The 19,533-nt window shown below is 64.9% G+C and carries 13 protein-coding genes; 8 read left to right on the top strand and 5 right to left on the bottom strand.

What is annotated here, in order from left to right:
- The first annotated feature begins 156 nt into the window (after positions 1–156).
- Positions 157–1,224 (top strand): LacI family DNA-binding transcriptional regulator, encoded by a 1,068-nt coding sequence (locus ACT3UE_RS09410; protein ID WP_444555173.1) that lies wholly within the window; start codon positions 157–159, stop codon positions 1,222–1,224.
- A 7-nt stretch (positions 1,225–1,231) separates the two neighbouring features.
- Here ACT3UE_RS09410 and ACT3UE_RS09405 read toward each other — a convergent pair whose 3' ends face one another.
- Together ACT3UE_RS09405 and ACT3UE_RS09400 are read right to left on the bottom strand one after the other, a co-directional pair.
- Entirely contained in the window at positions 1,232–4,465 is a 3,234-nt protein-coding gene (locus tag ACT3UE_RS09405; RefSeq protein WP_444555172.1) for a chondroitinase family polysaccharide lyase, read from the bottom strand.
- 194 nt (positions 4,466–4,659) lie between these two features.
- Positions 4,660–5,496, bottom strand: coding sequence for a sugar phosphate isomerase/epimerase family protein (locus ACT3UE_RS09400; protein WP_444566608.1), 837 nt, complete (start codon positions 5,494–5,496; stop codon positions 4,660–4,662).
- Positions 5,497–5,663: 167 nt separating this feature from the next.
- Here ACT3UE_RS09400 and ACT3UE_RS09395 point away from each other — a divergent pair, with 167 nt between their 5' ends.
- Positions 5,664–8,093 (top strand): polysaccharide lyase 8 family protein, encoded by a 2,430-nt coding sequence (locus ACT3UE_RS09395; protein WP_444566607.1) that lies wholly within the window; start codon positions 5,664–5,666, stop codon positions 8,091–8,093.
- Here the strand turns inward: ACT3UE_RS09395 and ACT3UE_RS09390 are convergent.
- Positions 8,068–9,297, bottom strand: a complete 1,230-nt coding sequence (locus tag ACT3UE_RS09390; protein WP_444566606.1) for a GntR family transcriptional regulator — start codon at positions 9,295–9,297, stop codon at positions 8,068–8,070. The genes ACT3UE_RS09395 and ACT3UE_RS09390 overlap by 26 nt on opposite strands.
- A 212-nt stretch (positions 9,298–9,509) precedes the next feature.
- Between ACT3UE_RS09390 and ACT3UE_RS09385 the strand changes: the two genes are divergently transcribed.
- From ACT3UE_RS09385 to ACT3UE_RS09375, 3 genes are read left to right on the top strand one after another with little or no spacing between them, the layout of a single operon-like run.
- Positions 9,510–10,970 (top strand): sulfatase-like hydrolase/transferase, encoded by a 1,461-nt coding sequence (locus ACT3UE_RS09385; RefSeq protein WP_443359113.1) that lies wholly within the window; start codon positions 9,510–9,512, stop codon positions 10,968–10,970.
- Positions 10,960–12,393, top strand: coding sequence for a sulfatase family protein (locus ACT3UE_RS09380; RefSeq protein WP_443384174.1), 1,434 nt, complete (start codon positions 10,960–10,962; stop codon positions 12,391–12,393). Before ACT3UE_RS09385 ends, ACT3UE_RS09380 begins: the two co-directional genes overlap by 11 nt.
- A gap of 57 nt (positions 12,394–12,450) precedes the next feature.
- A complete protein-coding gene (locus tag ACT3UE_RS09375; protein WP_443384173.1) occupies positions 12,451–13,218 on the top strand; it encodes a copper homeostasis protein CutC in 768 nt (255 codons plus the stop codon).
- A gap of 10 nt (positions 13,219–13,228) precedes the next feature.
- Here ACT3UE_RS09375 and ACT3UE_RS09370 read toward each other — a convergent pair whose 3' ends face one another.
- Together ACT3UE_RS09370 and ACT3UE_RS09365 are read right to left on the bottom strand one after the other, a co-directional pair.
- Positions 13,229–15,121 (bottom strand): DUF2264 domain-containing protein, encoded by a 1,893-nt coding sequence (locus tag ACT3UE_RS09370; RefSeq protein WP_443384172.1) that lies wholly within the window; start codon positions 15,119–15,121, stop codon positions 13,229–13,231.
- Between the two features lie 36 nt (positions 15,122–15,157).
- Positions 15,158–16,168 (bottom strand): Gfo/Idh/MocA family protein, encoded by a 1,011-nt coding sequence (locus ACT3UE_RS09365; protein WP_443384171.1) that lies wholly within the window; start codon positions 16,166–16,168, stop codon positions 15,158–15,160.
- 315 nt (positions 16,169–16,483) lie between these two features.
- Between ACT3UE_RS09365 and ACT3UE_RS09360 the strand changes: the two genes are divergently transcribed.
- The 3 genes from ACT3UE_RS09360 to ACT3UE_RS09350 form a co-directional block, all read left to right on the top strand.
- A complete protein-coding gene (locus tag ACT3UE_RS09360; protein WP_444561321.1) occupies positions 16,484–17,824 on the top strand; it encodes an ABC transporter substrate-binding protein in 1,341 nt (446 codons plus the stop codon).
- The gene (locus tag ACT3UE_RS09355; protein WP_443384308.1) at positions 17,824–18,807 is read left to right on the top strand and encodes a carbohydrate ABC transporter permease; all 984 of its coding nucleotides are present in this window, start codon (positions 17,824–17,826) and stop codon (positions 18,805–18,807) included. Before ACT3UE_RS09360 ends, ACT3UE_RS09355 begins: the two co-directional genes overlap by 1 nt.
- A gap of 8 nt (positions 18,808–18,815) precedes the next feature.
- Positions 18,816–19,533: carbohydrate ABC transporter permease (locus ACT3UE_RS09350; protein WP_443384309.1), on the top strand; the 718-nt coding region annotated here is incomplete at its 3' end.

Genomic DNA, 19,533 nt, shown 5'->3' with positions numbered 1-19,533 from the left:
GGATGGTATGAAGACTGATTGGGAAAGCGCATTCCCGTTGTGTCCATCATGCCCATCCAAACAATGCTTGGCAAGCGCTTTCCCAAACTTTTCTGTCATGCGATACTGGAACTCTTGTCCACCATGTGAGCCGTGACGGCCGGCGAAGGGGTAGCGATGTCCGCAACGACACTGGCCGAGGTGGCCCGCAAGGCAGGAGTCTCCCCCGCCACCGCGTCCCGGGTACTCAATGGTTCGGCGCGGATCCCCGGACCGGAGATTGCCGCAAACGTCCGGCGGGCGGCCCTCGAACTGGGGTACGTGCCCAATGCGCAAGCTCAGGGGCTGGCGAAATCCAGCTCGGGGGTCATCGGCCTCATCGTCCACGACATCGCCGACCCGTACTTCGCGGCCATCGCCCACGGCGTCCAGGAAGCTGCGCGGGAACGCAATAAACTCGTCATGCTCGCCACCACCGGCGGCACCCCTGCAGAGGAGGCCACCGCAGTCTCCGCCTTCGCCGCCCACCGGGCTGATGCCATCATCCTGGCGGGCTCGCGGACCACCGCTGCTGCGGACCGTGAAGCCAACAGCACCTTGGCCAACGAGCTGGACCTCTACTGCCGTAATGATGGCCAGGTCGCCGTCATCGGTCGCCCCGTGGAGGGGACCGGTTCCCCCGAACACCACCATGTCATCGCCGTTCCCAACGAAGACCTGGCCTGTCAGCTGGCGGGCGCATTGGCCGCCACCCATCGCGGCCCCTTCCTGATCGTGGCGGGCCCCGAGGGCTTGGCCACCTCGGACGATAGGGTCCGTGGATTCCACCATGGTCTACACGCCGCGGGTGTTCCGGCGGCCGAGGTCTTGCATACCGGATTGGACCGGGCTGGCGGCCATGCCACCGGCGCCGAGCTGGCACCACGGGTCGCCGCGGCTCACCGGGAAGGGGCCCCTGTCTGCCTTTTTGCGGTCAGTGACGTGATGGCCATCGGGCTGGTCGCCGGGCTGCGTGAGGGCGGGGTCCAGGTTCCGCGCGACGCCGCCGTCGCGGGATTCGACGATATCGAGACGCTGCGGGATTTCCATCCCGGATTGACCACCGTGCGGCTGCCGTTGCTGCACATCGGACGGATCGCCGTCGAAAGCACCGTGGCCCTCCCTGGAGGTGCTGCCGGAGCCGAACCCACCGTCACCGGCGAACTCATGCTCCGACGCAGCACCACCGCGGCGGGGCAGGGCTAACGCGGTATTAGTGCCGCGCCAGGCTGAACTGCACCGGCAGCCCGTCCCGGGTGCGGACCGCGATCTCGGTGCGCCCCTGCCGGCCATGATCATGGCCGTGGCGTCCTCCATGATGGTCGTGGCCGCCGTGGCCCTTGCGGGAAGTGACCTTCACGCCGTCGACCTTTTCGGCTAGCTTCCAGGAGCCCTTGACCTTCACGGTCAGGGTGTGGGCCTGGCTCGCGTTTTCCCTCCAGGACACCACGTAGGGAAGGACACCGCCGACGAAACGGCCCTTGGCATCGTATTGGTCCGGGTCTTTGCCCGAATACAGGCGGAGATCCGGATCCGTCACCGACATGACCAGACGGTTCTTTTCACGCCGGGTCATCAACAACGAAGGAGTATCCACCCCTTCGATATCGCCCTCGAACCCGTGCCCCGCCTCGAAGACCGCGTAGCCGGTGATACCGGTCTCCCGATCGCGGACTGCATGCCGGTCGGAGCGCGCCTCCAACACCTCATAGGGGGCTCGCCGGCCGCCCATGGCTTTCGCGAAGGCCGCCGTTTGTTGTGGAGTCCGCCCGATCAGCATCGCGTATTCATAGGATCCGCTCCTCGGTTTGGTCCCATGGCTCAGCCACGCCGTGGCGAAGTCCCCACTGGTGGGTTCTCCGGAGCTCTGGTCCTTCGACTTCTGCGTGGAACGCTCGATCCCCAGGTGCTGCTTGGCCGGGATGTAGTAGCCATTGCCCTTCCCGTCGGCCAGCCATTGTGCATGCTTGGATTTCTTGCGCGATTTGCGCTCGAGCGGGAAGTCGGCGACGGGCCGGGTGGAGTCGATGTAGGTGGGCTCCGACGTCGCCGCCAGGTGGCTCTGGAACAGGGTCGTCCCCGTTTCGTTTCGGCGGTCATTGTTTTCGATCCCCGTACCCACTGCGATGACCCGCTCGTCGAAAAGGAACACTGATTTGCGGGCCCGGTGGCTGGGATCCCAGGAAGGGATCTCGTGCAGGTCCATGGCAAAGAGACCGTGCCGGCCATCGATGTTGGTGGCCCCGCCGAAGCGCGAATCCGAGAGTGGCATGATTTCCACTCCGAGCCCGAGATCGATGAACAGGTCATCAACGGGCTTATGGATCGCCGTCGTGCCCGGGAAACGCCCCCAATCCCAGCCTTCCTGGGAGAACCCGCTATCCAGCAGGGTGATCGGATCGCCCGTGGACTGAACGTTGATCTGCCCGTAGGTGCCGTAGCGGCCATAGATATTGGCGTTTTCGTAGGTCTCCGAGCTCCACAGGTAGCGGTTGTGTCCGCGAACGGTCACCGACCAGTCCTCGCGGCGGTGCACTCCGAGGGCGCCGTAGTTGTAGGTCCAGTGGCCCGTCGGGGAATCTTCCACGGTGACCCCGGTAGCAGCCAATTTGGCGGCCAGCCGTTGGTGGATCGAAGACTGCTTTTCCGGCAGCAGGCGCAGGAAGGCAGCCCCCAGTTCGGGGTCCAGGGCCTTCTTCCCGTCGGGCGTGCCAGCCTGGAACAGCCACTGGAAGGGATCGAGCTTGAGTGTTTGGCCCGCCTTTGGATGGCGGTTACACACGGTCAGCGACCATTCGAATTTATTGGCAAAGGTGCGCATCCCCAGCACCGCCTTTTTCAACAGGGAGTGCGCCGCCTCGGACAGACGGAACGACGTGCCACCCAGGACCATGACCATTGGCGCCAGTCCGGAGAGGCCATCAGCGCTGTAGGCGGGGTAGAACCCGACATGGTGGAATCCCGAGCCATCGGCTTTAATTCCGCCCTGCAAACCGTCACTTGGCTGCAGGGTGACATCGAGGAAGTCGCGGACGGCTGAAAGCCAAGCCGCCTGTTCGCCAGGAGTCTCCCGCAGCATGGCCGCTGCCACAAGGCCCCGGACGTTCGTGTTGTAGATGTCCATGATGCCATCGCGTCGCAGCGGGCGTTCGAGAACGCGCCCCAGGCCGACGAACCAGTCGACATCGGCCCGGGCTTCCTCCAGCAATCCTTCATCCTGGAGGACGTCCTTCATGATAAAGACGGAGTCGTAGTACCCACGGATGTTGTATCCGAGATGGTGGACACTGCCCTGGCTACTGCCCTTGGCCCAACCCACGCGGCGAAGATGCAAGACGGCGCGGACGTACAGCTCGGCCACCAGCGGCCTGCGCGTGGCATCGGCACGTTCCCAGGCCCGGGCGATCTTCTGCATCAGATCCGTGAGCGTGCGCAGTTTGGCGCTTCCAGCCAGCGCAGCCAGTTCGGGGGCGATCTGAGGCGGGAAGATGGCCTGCTGGTTCAAGAGGACCGGTGTCGCCGGCCCACTGGTGGACCGCTCGGGGATGCCGAGCTTGGCCAGTTGCGCCGTCAGATCGGCCACCTGCGAGCCCGTGGTCGCGCCGCCACCGGTGAGGTAGGCCTCAAGGTACCTGGACTTCACCGTCGACACATCGGCCAGCAACGTCGCATCTGTGACCGGTGCCGGCGCCTGGGCATCCTGTAGTTCCTGGAACTTCAGCAGGGCGAGCCAATGCGCATTTTGCGCCGTATCGGCTTCCGGGTTGACGAAAGGGGCCTGCTCGCTCCGCATCGGGTGGTCGGTGCGCATGGACATGTTCAGGACCAGCTGGTCCAGGAAGAGCGTCCCGGAACCCGACGACGGGGCGACGAACCGGAGGGTATCCATGTCGCGGCGCGGTGTGCCTTCCAGGTCCTGGGCCAGGCGGATCCAGACGGTTCGCCAGCCGGTGAAGTCCAGATGGAGGTCGCACCAGGCGTCCTTGCTTCCCTGCCGGCCGAATTCCAGGCGCAGGGTGCCCTGGCGGGCCGTGGAATTGTAGATCCACAGGCCGAAGGTGCTGCGCGATCCGAGCTTCGTCTCGTCGTCCTCCGGGATTCTGGAGTCCTCGGCGTCCAGTGCCGCATCGATCTGCAGGACGGAGCCGGCGGAGTAGTCCCAGCGGAGGGAGTGCTTGCCGATGATGGCCTGCTCGTCACTGATCGCGGGCTCCGCCCCCGAGACCGCAGTGACCTGCTCGGGCACCTTCGTTTCGAAGAGGAAGGTCGGCGGCTGCAGGGCCAGGGCCTTCGCTTCGACGTCACCGGGAGCCGCGGGGGCCATCGGGACCCGGGCACCGGCGGCTTGGGCAGGTGCGGCGCTGAGCGCGAACGCAGCCCCCGCGCTGGCGACGCTGCCGACCTTGATGAGGGTGCGTCGGTTGAATTCGAGGTTGGTCCAGTTCATTGTTTTCCAATCTTCTCCGGTACGCGAACGGGCAACCGGAAGGGCTTTCCATGAGCTCAATCTGGTAGACACCTCCGGCATTTCACCGGGTGCCTCCAGCTGGGACACGGTCAGTCAAGGTGACGCACACCATAGGAATAAATGAGCACCCCGAAGTTCTGTCCGGCCGCGCGGGCCTCAAGCCGGACGGCGGATTAGCTCGAGGACAGCGAGTCGAGGATCTTCCGGGTGGCGGCCAGCGCCTCGCCCAGCTCCGGCAAATCGGGGTTCCAGGCCTTCTCCCATTCCAAGGACACCCAGGGGTCGACTCCGGTCGGCGCCTGTTCCCCGTACAGCCGGAGCATCTTCTCCAACGGGATGTCCCCCTCCCCTGGCAGGGTCAGGATCGGGGCATCGGCGGTGGAGCCACGGCGGGCATCCTTGAGCTGGAGGTACTCGATGCGCCCGGCGAGCGCCTTCACGGTCGCTTCGGGTTCCTCCCCGCGTTTCCACGGGTGCAGGACATCCCAAATGGTGCGCACCGCGCCCTGCGGCCCCAGCGGGAACAGGATGCGTGCGGCATCGACCCCGCGTGGATGCGAATCATGAGTCTCCAATAAGAGCTGGACCCCATGCATGGCCGCCGGCCCTTCGGCCGCCGTCAGCCTGCGGACTGCATTTTCCTCCAACTCAAAGGCCTCCTCGCGGTCGTCCTCGGAGGTTGAATCCAGTCCGGCACCGGGAAAGACCCTCACGGCCTTCGCCCCGATGTCTGCCGCGAGCCGCAGCGCGGCCTCGAGTTCCCGAAAGACGTCGATGTCCTTTCCGGGCGCGCAGATCTTGACATAGCTCCCCACCGCCAAGATGGTGATCCCGGCATCGGCGAAGGCGGTCTTGACCTTCCCACGCTCGGCGTCGTCCATGCTGGCGGAGATAATTCCACCCTCGTGCATCCGCAGTTCGACGCCGGTGGCACCGTGCTCGCCGGCGAGCGCCAGCACTTCGTCGACATCGGCGTCTGGGCATCCCAACGTGGAGAAGGACAGTTGCATGGGGCGTGGTGCTCCTTGGTATCGCTGACGGTGGTGTGCTCCATTGTTGGCCATGTTCCGTTCAGGCGCTACTGCTTTATTCCTTACCTTGACGTGCCGTTGAGTTCCCCTCCAACAGGGCACCGGCACTCGGGGCCGGCCCCGTCACGGACATCAGGAGCGAATTCATGGACCAGGAACTATCCCGCAGGACCGCGCTTAAGGGCGCCGGAGGGGTGGCCGTGACCGGCCTGCTCCTGAGCTTCATCAGCCAAACCGCCCAGCCTGCCCAGGCTGCCGAATTGCCCGCCTTATCAAGCGCCGATTTCGCCACACTGCGCTCCACCTGGGTGGACCAGCTCACCGGCCGGAGGGAATTCATTGCCGGCGATCGGGATTTCGCCAACGCCTTGGCCACCCTGGACCACGCCGCCGCATCGGCCGTGGCCACCCTGGACTCCTCCACGGCCAGAGCCCGGATCTTCACGGACTTGGACCTGGCCGCAGCCGGGGACCTGCGCTATACGTATGTGCGCTTATCCCAGATGGCCACTGCTTGGGCCACCCCCGGGGCGGCTTCCTTCGGCCAGGGCACCTTGTTGAAGCAGATCCGTGCCGGGCTGTCCGACGCCCACCGGCTGCGCTACAACGACACCACTGAGGAGGAGGGCAACTGGTGGGCCTGGGAAATCGGGGTTCCCCGGGCCCTGGCGGACACGCTGGTACTGCTCTTCGACGAGCTGGACGAGGACGAGCGGGCCGCATACTGCGCAGCGATCGACCACTTCGTGCCGGACCCGTGGCAGCAGTTCCCGCCCTCGCGCGGGAAGATCACCTCGGTCGGGGCGAACCGCGTGGACCTGTGCCAGGGCATCATCGTCCGCTCACTGGTCGACGGGAACGAAGAGAAGCTCCACCATGCCGTCGCCGGACTGGCCGAGGTGTGGCAGTACGTCACCAGCGGCAACGGCTTCTTTGCCGACGGCTCCTTCATCCAGCACAGCACCACCCCCTATACCGGCTCCTACGGGGTGGTTCTGCTCAGTGGTCTCGCCAAGCTCTTCGCGCTGCTCGGTGGAACCGATGCCGCGGTCTCCGATCCGAGCCGGGACATCCTCTTCAAAACCGTTGAGGACTCCTTTGCCCCCTGCCTGATGGCCGGGGCCATGGCCGATTCGGTGCGCGGGCGCAGCGTCTCCCGCGAGGAAAACACCGGTTTCGATTTGGGGGCCAGCACCATCGAGGCCGTGCTGCTGCTGTCACGTGCCGTCGACGCACCCACCGCCAAGCGCTGGCGCCGGCGCGCGTTGCAATGGATCACCGATAACGACCACGCCCCCATTCTGGACGGAGCCAGCGTCGCGCGTACGGCACTGGTGAAGGAACTCCTGTCGCTGGGCCTGTCGCCGGCGGCCCCACTGGCCGGCCATTTCCTGTTCCCGGCCATGGACCGCACCATGCACCGCGGCCCCCAATGGTCGCTGTCCACGGCGATGTGCAGCAACCGGATCTCCTGGTACGAATGCGGCAACGGCGAAAATGACCGGGGCTACCATTCCGGCTCGGGCATGACCTATGTCCATGACGCCGATCTGGGCCAGTACGACGACGCCTTCTGGGCCACCGCAAACCATGTCAGGCTACCCGGGACCACCGTAGACACCACGTCCCTGCCGGATAGGGTCGAGGGCCAGTGGGGGGCCGGGACACCGGACAACGAATGGACCGGCTCGAGCGCCAACGAGGAGATCGCCGCCGTCGGACAGCATCTCATCGGTCCCGGAGGCACCGGGCTCAGCGCCCGCAAATCCTGGTTCGTCAGCGAGGACGTCATCGTGTGCCTGGGCTCCGACATCCACACCGGTTCCTCGGCACCGGTGGAAACCATCGTGGACCACCGCAACCTGCACCAGGGCTCCAACGCCTTGGTCACCGCTTCGGGGCGCGTCGCGGCGGCGACCGATGCTGAGTCAGTCCTCTCATCGGACCGCTGGGTCCATCTAGAGGGCTTCGGCGCTTACGTCGCGCTGGACGAAGCGCCACTTCACGTGCTGCGCGAACGCCGGTCGGGGTCCTGGTCAGATGTCAACGCCAAGGGCAGCACCGAGGTGCAGAAACGCAACTACGCCACGCTCTATTTCGATCACGGCACCTCACCGGAGCAGGCCGGCTACGCGTACCTGATCGCCCCGGGCGCCTCGATCCAGGGGGCTGCGAAACTCGCCCGACGGAAGCAGCACACGGTGCTGCGTAATGACGCGGTCGCCCAGGCCGTCTCCTTCGCCCACGAGAAGACGCTGGCCGCCACGTTCTGGGGGCAGGGCACGGTCGCCGACCTCGAACTGTCGGGCCCGGCCTGCGTCGTCCAGCGCGAGGACGGAAACCGGCTTCAGTTGTCGATCAGCGAACCCACCCAGGGCGCTTCCTCGCTCTCGTTGACCTTCAGGACCAGGCGGCGCTACCGGCTCCTCGAGGGTGATAGAGCCAGGCTGACCCGCAACGCCGACGGGTCGACGACGCTAGAGGTCGATACCCGCGGTCTGGCTGGGGCCACGGTGCACCTCGCCGTTCAGGCCAAGGGCCCGCGGACCTTCACGCCGTCGGGCCGGCAGCACTAGGAGCCGGGGCCCGGCGGTCCGTCGGGCCCGCGGTGGCGGTGCCCGGCACGGTGGCACAGGATTCGCGCACCACAATGCGCGGTCGCAGACGGATCTGGTAGATCGGGCAGGCATCGCCTTCTTTCAACCGGCGCAGCAAGATCTCTGCGGCCATCATGCCCAAACGGTGCTTCGCGGGCGAGATCGCCGTCAACGGGATCGGGGCGATATCGGCCATCTCATCGTCATAGGAGACCAGGGATAGTTCCTCGGGCACGTTCACCCCACGCCTCAGGGCTGCGGTCTGCAGCAGTGTCGCTTCGCGGTCCCCGAACACCAAGGCCGCCGTCGCACGGCTGTCCCGTAGCCGGGTATACATGGCCTCGGCCTGATCCTGCTCCCATTCGGGTTTTGTCGAACTGAAAATCGGCAGTTCCTCCCCGTCGGCAAAAAGTCCGAGGTCGACTACGGCACTGCGGTACCCGGCGACGACGGCCGATTGGGTGGGGTTGGCGCTCTTGCCCGCTACATTCGACCTCGTCAACACGGCGATGCGTTCGTGGCCCAGCCCGGCCAGGTGTTTCACCGCGTCATAGGCCCCGCCCTGGTGGTCGGAGCAGATGTGTTCGGTCCGATCCGCAGCCCCGAGGTCCTCGAGGCTACGCTCGAGCAGCACCACCGGGACCGGCAGGGCCGCCAGTTCGGCGACCCTCCGCTCCGGATCGGGAATGCCGGTCAGGGTCGGTACGAGCAGCAGCCCGTCGACGCCGGCGTCGAGCAGGAACTGGATGCTGGAGTTCTCCCGGCTCAGATCGTAATGGTAGGTGGACAACTGCAGGCTGGCCCCCTGCGCCGTGAGGTGCTCCTCGATCCCCTGCAGGACTTTCGGATAGTACAGCTGGGTATCCGGCAGCAGAACACCGATGGTGTAGCGCGGTTTCTTCAAGGCCCGCGAGGGTGGGGGGGCGACGAAGCTGCCGGCGCCCTGCCGCCTGATGACGAGCCCTTTCTCGACCAGATCCTCGTAGGCACGCCGGACCGTGGTCAGAGACAGGCCGGTCTCCCGGGCGAGTTGGGCCTCCGTGGGTAGCTTGCTGCCCACGGCCCAAGTGCCCGCGAGGATCTCCCGGCGAAGGTCTTCACTGAGTTCCTGAAATTTCAGGGGCTGCTTGCGGACGTTACGCAGTTCCCCCTGGTCGGCGACGAGCCGTCGGTAGTCTGGCACGGATACTCCTTTGGTCATTCCTTCCATAATGCACGATCATTGAAGGAGTTTTAAGGGATGATTCGTCAATGACTTCTGAATTCACCGGGTTTTAGCCGTTTTTCTCCGTCGAGAGGACGCTGATGGCACCTAGTCATTCTTTATTCCTCTCGACAATGCCGGGTATGAAGTAAGGAACACCCGCCATATCCCGTGTAGGACTAGGAGTGCCCGTGCATCGGAACCCACCCAACATCTTGATGATCCTCAGCGACGATCAGGGCGCCTGGGCCATGGGATGCGCGGGCAACGAGGACATCCAGACACCCACCCTGGACGCGTTGGCTGCCGAAGGCACCAGGTTGGAGAACTTCTTTTGTGTCTCACCCGTGTGTTCCCCGGCCCGAGCGAGCCTCATGACCGGCCAACCACCCTCCCGGCATGGAGTCCACGACTATCTGCACGGCGTCGAGGCCGGCCCCAACGCCACGGACTTCCTCTCCGGCCAACCACTCTTCACTGATGAGTTGGCGGCCGCTGGCTACTACATGGGCCTGTCGGGAAAATGGCATCTTGGCGCCAATGACGAGGCCCGCCACGGCTTCGACCATTGGTACGCCTTGGAGGGTGGCGGATGCCCCTACGACCACGCCACCATGTACCGCAACGGTGAGAAGGAATTGGTCACCGACTACCTGACCGACGCGATCACCAACGACTCTGTGGGGTTCATCGAGCAGGCTGCCCGCCAGGATGCCCCGTTCTTCCTGGCGCTGAACTACACGGCCCCACATATGCCGTGGAAGGACCAGCACCCCGAAGAATTCACGCGACTTTACGAGGACACGGCCTTCGCCTCCTGCCCACAGGAACCCATGCACCCGTGGACCACCACCGTGGGTGGGGTCCCGCTGGGCGGCGAGGCCGATACCCGTGCGGCCTTGGTGGGCTACTTCGCGGCGGTCAGCGCCATGGACGCCGGCATCGGGCGCGTATTGCACCGGCTCGAGGAACTCGGACTGCGTGAGGACACGATCGTGGTCTTCTCCAGCGACAACGGCTTCAACTGTGGTCATCACGGTATCTGGGGCAAGGGCAACGGCACCTTCCCGCAGAACCTCTACGACTCCTCGGTGAAGGTTCCCGCCATCTTCTCCCACCGCGGCAGCATCCAGACCGGCCGGGTGGCGCAGGAGCTACTCTCCGCCTATGACGTCGCCGCCACCCTGCTGGAACTCGCCGGTCTCGAGGCAAGTGAATTCGAGACGGGGCCCGGTCGCTCCTTCGCCTCAGTGTTGACTGGCCAGGAAACGGAGGCGGCGTCCGTTCCCCGGCCCGTAGTGGTCTTCGACGAATACGGCCCCTCCCGCATGATCCGCAATCGCTTCTGGAAGTACAACCACCGTTACCCCCACGGCCCACACGAGCTCTACGATCTGGAGAACGACCCGGAGGAACGGGAGAACCTGGTTGATAACCCGGCCCATGCCGACCGGGTCGCCGAGATGCGCGCCGAGCTGCAGGAGTGGTTCGACACCTACGGTTCGGCGGACTTCGATGGCAGTTCCCTGCCCGTCGCCGGCGCCGGACAACTGCATCCGCTCACCGGGAACCCGTTGGGCGCATTCACTGCCCCGAATTGGGACGGAACCCCGATCGGGGACGCAGCACGGAAGGAACACCATGGCGCCTGAGCAACCGAACCTGCTGTTCATCATGGCGGACCAGTTCCGCGATGCGGCACTGGGGTTCCGAGATGCCGACCCCACCTACACGCCCAATCTCGACGGCCTGGCCAGGGAATCAGCCGATGTCGCCCATGCCGTGAGCAGCTACCCGGTGTGCAGCCCGCATCGGGCGATGATGATGACCGGCCAACACCCGCACCGCAACGGGGTGCCGGTGAACATCAACTCCAACACCGATGCCGGGCTTCCACCAGACATCGACACCTGGTCCAGGGTTCTCCAGGAATCCGGCTACCAGACCGGGTACATCGGCAAATGGCATCTGGAGGCCGTAACCGCCGAGGACGCCATCTGGGGCGAGGGCTTCCGCGAAGGCGCCGTCTGGGACGCCTATTCCCCACCGGATCGCCGGCACGGCTTCTCCTTCTGGTATTCCTACGGCGCCGCCGACAATCATCTGCGTCCGCACTACTGGATCGGTGACGCGCCGCGCGAGGAAAAGACGATCGTCGAACAGTGGTCGGTCGAACACGAAACGGACGTCGCGGTCGATTTCCTGCGTACCGTGGACACGTCCGGAGGTCCTTTCGCCTTGGTGGTCTCGCATAATCCCCCACACCAACCCTTCGACCAGGCCCCGACCACGTTCCGGGACCGCTATACCGCCCTGACACCCGAGGAACTGTTGACCCGGCCCAACGTCGACCTCGAGACGCCGGCCGGACGGGAGGCCGTGGAGAAGGCCCCCGACTATTTTTCCACCGTCTCGGCCGTCGATGAACAGATTGGCCGCCTCCTGGCGGCCTTGGAGGAGACCGGACAGCGGGAGAACACGATCGTCATCTTTACCTCCGACCACGGGATGCAACTGGGCAGCCACGGCCTGATGTACAAGAACGTTCCGTGGGAGGAGTCGATGTCGCTGCCGTTCCTCATCCGCTGGCCCGGCCATATTGCCGCCGGTCGTAACGAACGGACGCTGATCGGTTCGGTGGACGTTGCCCCGACCCTGCTGGGTTTGACCGGACTGTCCGGCAAGATCCCCGACGCCATGCAGGGCACCGACGTTTCCGCCGATCTGGTGGACCGGACGCCTTCCGGCTCCGCCGGAGGCGGATCGGCCCTCTACTACGGTCCACCAGCGCCCGACGGCGGCCCGGGAATGCGCGGTTTGCGCACCACCGATTACAAGCTCCTGGTCGATTGCCGTCCCGACCCCCGTCGGCCGGGCCGGTACCTGCTCACACCGCGGCTCTTCGATCTGCAGGCAGACCCCTACGAAATGCGTCATCTGGCAGCAATGGAGGACGCGCGCGGCAAAGAATACTGCGTACAGTTGCTTCATGAGCTCGAAGTCGCCGGCGACACCTGGCCGGCTTTGGAGGACCTCCGGGCGATGGTCGCGGACCTGGACCGTTGGTCACTCTGATTCCGCATCGGCCCAAGCCGCCCCGGCCAGCCTGCCCCATCCCCTGAAGAGGACGCCATGAAACTCGAGATCGCCGTCGTCGACCTTCCCGGAGCACTGATTGCCTCCGAGGAGGGCGCCAACCGGGTCGAGCTGTGCGCGAATCTGGAGGTCGGCGGGCTCACCCCTTCCACTGCCCTGCTCGAGTCGTGCCGCGGCCCCTTGGCCGGCACCACCGAGATCCATCCGATCATCCGTTGCCGTCCCGGGAACTTCGTCTACTCCGGTGAAGAGCTGAGGACCATGGCGGAACAAATCGCCTCCTGTGCCGCCCGAGGCGCCGACGGCGTCGTCTTCGGCGCGCTCACCCCCGATGGCTGGATCGACCGGGCGGGAACCCGCACTCTTCTCGATGCGGCCCGCTGGGCCAACCCCGACATGGAAATCACGTTCCATCGGGCCATCGACGAATGCCGCGACCCGATGGAAGCCATCGATCTGTTGGCCGGACTCGGCTTTACCCGCGTGTTGACCTCGGGGGCCGAGGACTCGGTGGGGGCTGGCCTGGACCTGCTCGCCCGTCTGGTCCAGCGTGCCGCCGGACGGCTTCAGGTCATGGCTGGTGGCGGGCTCGTCGTCGAGGATATCCCGGCATTGAAGGCCGCGGGTCTGGACGCCGTACACCTCTCCGCCAGAAGGAAGCCCGCTCCGGTGCCGGCCGGCGCAGCAGCGGCAAGCCCCCGGGTTCGCACGAGCACCGGGACCATGCCGATGGTGCTGACCCCGTCGCCGGAAACCGCAACCGACCGAGAACTGGTCAAGGAAGCCCGCGCCGCTTCGCGCTGACCCGTCGGTTTCAGGCCCCGAAGACTCCCTGATTGATCGCGTCGGCCGGCCATCGTTCATGGCGAATCCACGACAGGTTCGCGGTGATGGCCCCGTCCGACGCCTGCAGCCCGTCGGGCGTCCAGTTCAGAACGAGGCGCCTGGCCACCGCCTCCAGATCGACGTTCCGCCGGGTGAAGCAGACCAGCCAGGACCATCGCGTCTCCGCGCCGGCGGCAGGATCCAGCGTGATCACCGGTACGGCAACCCGTTCACCAAGGATCGATCCGGAGGCTTCGCGGATGCGGGGAGTGGCAGCTACCGTGTCACCTTCCGGGGCACCGACGAACTGGATACCGGAGCGCAACCCGTCCGAACCGGCGGCCAGGGCTCCCGCGGCGGTGAGTACGGATTCCGGTTCGGTATCACCAGCCAAGGCATAGCCGCTGGCTTCGAGGGGCATGGCCACGGCACCACGGATACGCGCGGCACGCAGCTCCACGCCGTCGGGCAGCAGCGCCGTCGCATAATCGACCTCGATATCACGTCCCGCGGCGTCCAGCCGGAATCTGCTGCTGCCACCTCCCGGACGGGCCACCCCGGCCACCGGTCCGCGGTTCAAACTCGTTGAGTCGTCCAACGGCACATAGAGGTCGTTATCGCGCAGGCTGCCCTGCTGGACCGGGGCACTGGCCGTGCTGAAGGCTAGTCGGCGATACAGGGCCGAATCGTGGCGCGGGTGGCCCCCGGTGCCGAAGTTGGCGACTTTCACGATGTCGTCACGGTGGTTCCCCTGGACCAGCCACTGCGGTCCGGACAGGACCCGATTCACATCGGCCCCCTCAATCTCCAGGGCCGCCTCCGGCGCGGTCCAGGCCGGATGGTCGGCCGGGAGCAGCAACCCCAAAAACCCCTTGGCCGCCCACAACGGGGAGCCCGGGGCGTTATAGGACTGCAGGATGGAGGATCGCGGCCCCCACCATCCCAGCGGGAGCACCCCGTCGTCCCCGACGCCCCGGTCCGTGAAGTGCCGGGCCACCCCGGAAGCGAGCCGCCGGGTCCGCCCCGGAGGCAATGCCTCCACCCCTTGGAGTTCGCCCATCCACAAGGGGGCGACGACGCCCCAGCGATAGATCAGCGACCGCCCCTGGATCAACGGGCTCCCTCCGGCAGCGAAGAGGTGCTGGTAGCCCCGCAGGAACATCTCCAGGCGCTCCCGGTAGAGCCGCAGGCGTTCGGCCGACGCCGTGGCCGCCGCCACGGTTCCGGAGAGCATCTCCAGGATGAAGAACGGGTACAGCTGGAAGGTCCAGGCGTTGTAGTGGTCGAATCGGCGTCCCTCGCCGTCGGAGTACCAGCCATCCCCGGCGTACCAATCCTCGATGCGGTCCAACGCGGCCTCGATGCCGAACCGGTCGCAGGGGGCGCCGACCGAGGCCAGGAAGGCCTGGATGGTGGCCCCGAAAAGGACATGGTTGTTATCGGCAGAGGCCTGGCCGGTGGCTCCGGAGAGCCAGTGGATGATCCGGGCTTGCACCCCGTCGTCGAGCCCGTCCCAGAGCCAGGGGCGGGAGAAATGCAGACCGAGGACGATCGCGGTGGCTTCCACCGTGGGTTGGCCGTGGTCGGTCAATCGCGGCCACTGTTCGGCATCGCCGCACCGGGTTCCTGCCGCCAGCGCGTCGGCGTACCACTGCACCAGGGCAGGATCTGAACCTGCCGAACCGGCGATGCGCAGCGCAGCCAGCAAGAACGACCGCGCGAAACCCTCCAACTGGTCGGTGGCGTTTTGTCCCGCTGCCGGCGGAAAGACCACGCGGGCTCCCGCGGGAGAGGAATGGCGGTGGGCCCCGGCGATCAACCGGTCGGCCAACCGTTCCCACTCGACGCGGCCCCATCCGGTGAAGCTCCGGGCTTTCTCCATGGCCTGCTCTTTTCGCGTCGGTTCCACCTGGTGTCGCTACAGTGCCTGTTGCAGATCCGCTACGGTTTCGGCACGGACGGGTTCGGTCTTCCGTGAGGTGGCGGAACGGTAGGCGGCGAGGATGGTTTCCACGATGCTGCGGGCATGGTTGTTGCTCACCTGTGGTGAGGCCCCGTTGACGGTAGCCAGGAAGTCGGCCAGCTGGGCGGTGAACCCCGTCTGGATGTTATCCGCCGAGGGGACGTGGAGCGTGCTGCTTTGTCCGTGGTGCCGAATGATGGTCCCGCGGTCGGGGGTGCAGGAGATCGTGCCTTCCTCGCAGATCAACAGGATCTCGTCCAGCCGCTGCGGTGGATCCGAGACGATGACGATGTTGATCTCCACCCCGTTGCGCAGGTGCAAATTCAGGTAGCCGTCGGTCTCGACCTCGACACCGAAACGTGCCAGGGTCCGGGAGTCGACGGTTTCGGCCGCCGAATCAGCGAGCCAGAGTGAGCGGTCGATGCAATGCCCGCCGATGTTCATGAACGCACCGCCGCCGGCCATCACCGGGTCGAAGAACCATGCCGGCCGGGTGCCGGGGCGGTAGTTCGTACTGCGGAAATCACGGATCATCAGCAGCTTTCCCAGCTTCCCGGAGGCCAAGGCCTCGTGGGCGGCAACCTTTTCAGGCAGGAAATGCTGGATATGCCCGACAACGAGTGTCACCCCTGCTTGTTCGCAGGCGCGCATCATGACATCGCAGTCCGCCAGGCTGATGGCCATGGGCTTTTCCACCAGCACATGCAGGCCTGCGTCGGCGGCGTCGAGCACCATTTGCAGATGCAGGGCATGCGGGGTGTTCACGATGACCGCATCCAGTTCCGCCTCAGCGTACATCTTCAGGTAGTCGGTATAGACGGCTGCCCCGGTCAACACGGCGACGTCGGAGGCCGTATCGGGCCGAAGGTCACAGACGGCGACCAGTTCGACGTCGGGCAGCGTGGTGGCTGCCTGTGCATGCAACGGGGCGACGGCACCTGCCCCGATGATTCCTAGACGGATCAATTGCTTACCTCTTAATATGCGTCGTGGACCGTGGTTGATGCGTGGTCCTGATCGTGGGTCGTGACCTTGGGTCGGCACGGCCGGTCCTTAAGAGATGATTATTCAAGCCAATAAAGAATGATTCCAGACGTAATCGTCGACGATTATGATCTGCGCTGCTTTCACGGGTCGACGGAATGCGGATAAAACCATGAAAGACCATGTTTTGTCACAGGACTTCTTCAAGTACCACTTGAATCCTTCTTTTTGACGCTGTGATAGTCGTCTCAACCGAACCGCAGTATCCGCGGTTCACCCTCACGAAAGGTGAATGCCATGGGCAAAACAGCCCGCTATTTTCGCCCCACGGCCCTCCTCCTCGGATCGGCTTTGGTCTTCTCGGTCACCGGTTGCGGCGGCCCCGCCTCCTCCTCGAGCGCCGAAGCACAGGCAGATGACATGACGACTTCCATCGACGGCCAGACGCTGACGTACTGGTCCATGTGGAAGGAAGGCGAAGCCCAGCAGAAGGTCATCGCCTCGGCCATCAAGGACTTCGAGAAGGACACCGGCGCCAAGGTGGACGTGCAGTGGCAAGGTCGCAGCAACACGCAGAAGCTGGTGCCGGCACTGAACACCAACAACGTCCCTGACCTGGTGGACGGGGCCTACGGCAAGTTGGCGACCTCGGTCGGCGACACCGGCCAGGCCCTCGGCCTCGGCAGCACGTACGACGCCGATGTCGACGGCAAGACAGTTTCCGAACTGATTCCGGAGAAGTACCTCAAGAACGCAGACATCTCCGACGAGAACGACCAGCCCTGGATGCTGCCCTATAACTTCAGCTCCGAAGCGTTCTGGTTCAACAAGAAGGACCACCCGGAGATCGCCGCCAACCCACCCAAGACGTGGGACGATTTCATGGCCACCTTGAAGAAGCTCGAGAAAGGCAAGGCCGCGCCGCTGGCAGCGGACGGCGACATCGGCGGTTACAACTCGGCGTGGATCATCAACCTGGTCCTGCGACACGGCGGGCCCGGCTCCTTCAAGAAGCTGGCCGCGGACACGTCCGGTGAGGCCTGGTCCTCCCCCGAGGTCCTGGATTCGGCGAAGAAGGTCGAGGAAATCGCCAAGAGCGGTTACCTGATCAGCGGTTACGACGCCAGCAAGTTCCCCGCCCAGCAGCAGAAATGGGCCACCGGCAAGGCAGACCTGCTGTTGAACGGTTCGTGGATCCCGGCCGAAACCGCGCCTTATGCCTCGAAGGGCTTCGACTACGCCTCTTTCCAGTTCCCCTCCGTTGACGGCAACCCGACCAGCGTCCGCGCCGACTTCGTTGGATTCTCGATCCCGCGCAAGGCCGAGCACGCAGCCGCTGCCGAACAGCTCGCAGTGACCCTGCTGGACAAGAAATACCAGGACCAGTTCGGCGCCAAGGCCAAGGTCTTGCCGATCCGCACCGATGCCACCATCGCCCCGGAAATGCAGGACATCAAGGATGCTGTCGATGAGACCGAGAGCATCAACCTCGCCTTCGACGGCGTGGTCTTCCCCGGCTACCAGGAGAAGATCCTCTGGCCCAATACCGACCAGCTCTTCCTGGGCAAGATCACCGCTGAAGAGTACGTCAAGAAGATGCAGCAGGATCAGAAGCAGTACTGGAAGGACAATGGCTAATGACCTTGACCCCAGTCCAAGAGGTCGGCGCTGAACCGGCCGAGCAGCCCCGGGGCGCACCACGGGGGCGCAAGAAGAAGCAGGAATCCGGCAGTTCCATCGACCGGCAGCGGCGCAAGCTCCTGATCCCGTTCGTCGGGCCAGCGTTCCTGTTCTACACCATCCTGTTCATCGTCCCGTCCATCGGCGCCTTCTGGATCAGCCTGCATAAGTGGTCCGGTTCGGGGCCCATGAAGTTCGTGGGTCTGAAGAACTACTCCCAGGTCTTCCGCGACGACCTGTTCCTCACGTCGTTCGGCAACACCCTGCTCCTGCTCTTCGTCGTCGGCATCGCGATCTTCGTGATCGCCTTCGGGCTGAGCCTGGTGCTGCGGGACATGATGGGCAAGAAGATCGCCCGCTCGGTGATCTTCTTCCCCCACCTGATCAACGCGTTGGTCTTTGGCGTTCTGGCCGGGTTCATCTTCAATCCGGGCGGGCTGGTCAACAAGCTGCTCGAGCCATTGGGGGTCACCGACCCGCCCAAATGGCTCGCCGCGGACAACCTCTTCCCACTGATCATGGTGACCATGGTGGCCACCACCACCGGCTACTTCACCACCATCTTGATGGCCGGAGTGGACCGCATCCCCCCGTATTTCTATGAGGACTGCGCTCTCGCCGGGGCGACCCCGTTCCAGCGGCTGCGCTACGTGATCCTGCCGCTGACCTGGGATGTCTTCGGGACGTGTGCGGTGTTGTGGACGATTTCGTCGATCAAGATCTTCGAGATCATCTGGGTGTTCGGCGGCAGCAGCGGCGCCGGACTCCCTCCGACCGAAACCTGGACGACTGCGGTCTACACCTACGTCACCGCGTTCTCGGGCCAGTCCACGCCGGCCTACGGTGCGGCGACCGCCTCGGCGATCATCTCGCTGGCCCTGATCTCCGTCCTCGTCATCATCCTGCGTCGTGCCATGCGCCGTGACGCCGTCGAATTCTAGGAGGAAGCATGTCTGAAAACCTGGACGTCGCCGTCGTCACTCCCATCCGCAGGAAACGCAATCGTGCCGCAAGCCCCGCCATGGCGGGGGAACGCACCTTCCTGCGCGGTCTGGGGATCACGGTCCTCTGGATCGCCGTCGCCGTCATGATCCTCATGCTGGTGTGGATGGTCGCCCAGTCCTTCCGTGGCACCAGGGAAATCCTGAGCGACCCGTGGGGCATCCCGGCCTCGATGGACTTCACCAACTACGTGAATGCCTGGACCGTGGGCAATTTCGCCCAGGCCACGTGGAACAGCTTCATGACCACCGTGGTCTCCTCCGTGGTGGCCGTGGCGGTGGCGGCACCCGCTGCCTACTATCTGGGCCGCGTCGAGAACAAGCTGACCAATGCGTTGAGCCTGTACTTCATCCTGGGTCTGGGCATCCCCGCCCAGGTGATCCTCATTCCGCTGTTCGTCATGCTCAACAAGGTGTACCTGACCGATAGCCTGCTCGGGCTGAACCTGGTGTATATCGGCATCTCGATGCCGTTCACCGTCTTCCTGCTCACGGCCTTCTTCAGGTCGCTGCCGATCGAGATGGAGGAGGCTGCGGCCCTGGACGGTTCCAATGCGTTTGGAACGTTCTTCCGCATCACCCTCCCGCTGGCCAAGGGCGGCATTTTGACCGCCTTCGTCCTGCAGGTCATCGCGCACTGGAATGAAACCCTGCTGTCGTTGACGC

Origin of the sequence: Arthrobacter sp. 179 (assembly GCF_052379645.1) — a bacterium.
Lineage (GTDB): Bacteria > Actinomycetota > Actinomycetes > Actinomycetales > Micrococcaceae > Arthrobacter_H.
This window is presented reverse-complemented; position numbering and strand designations above follow the sequence as displayed.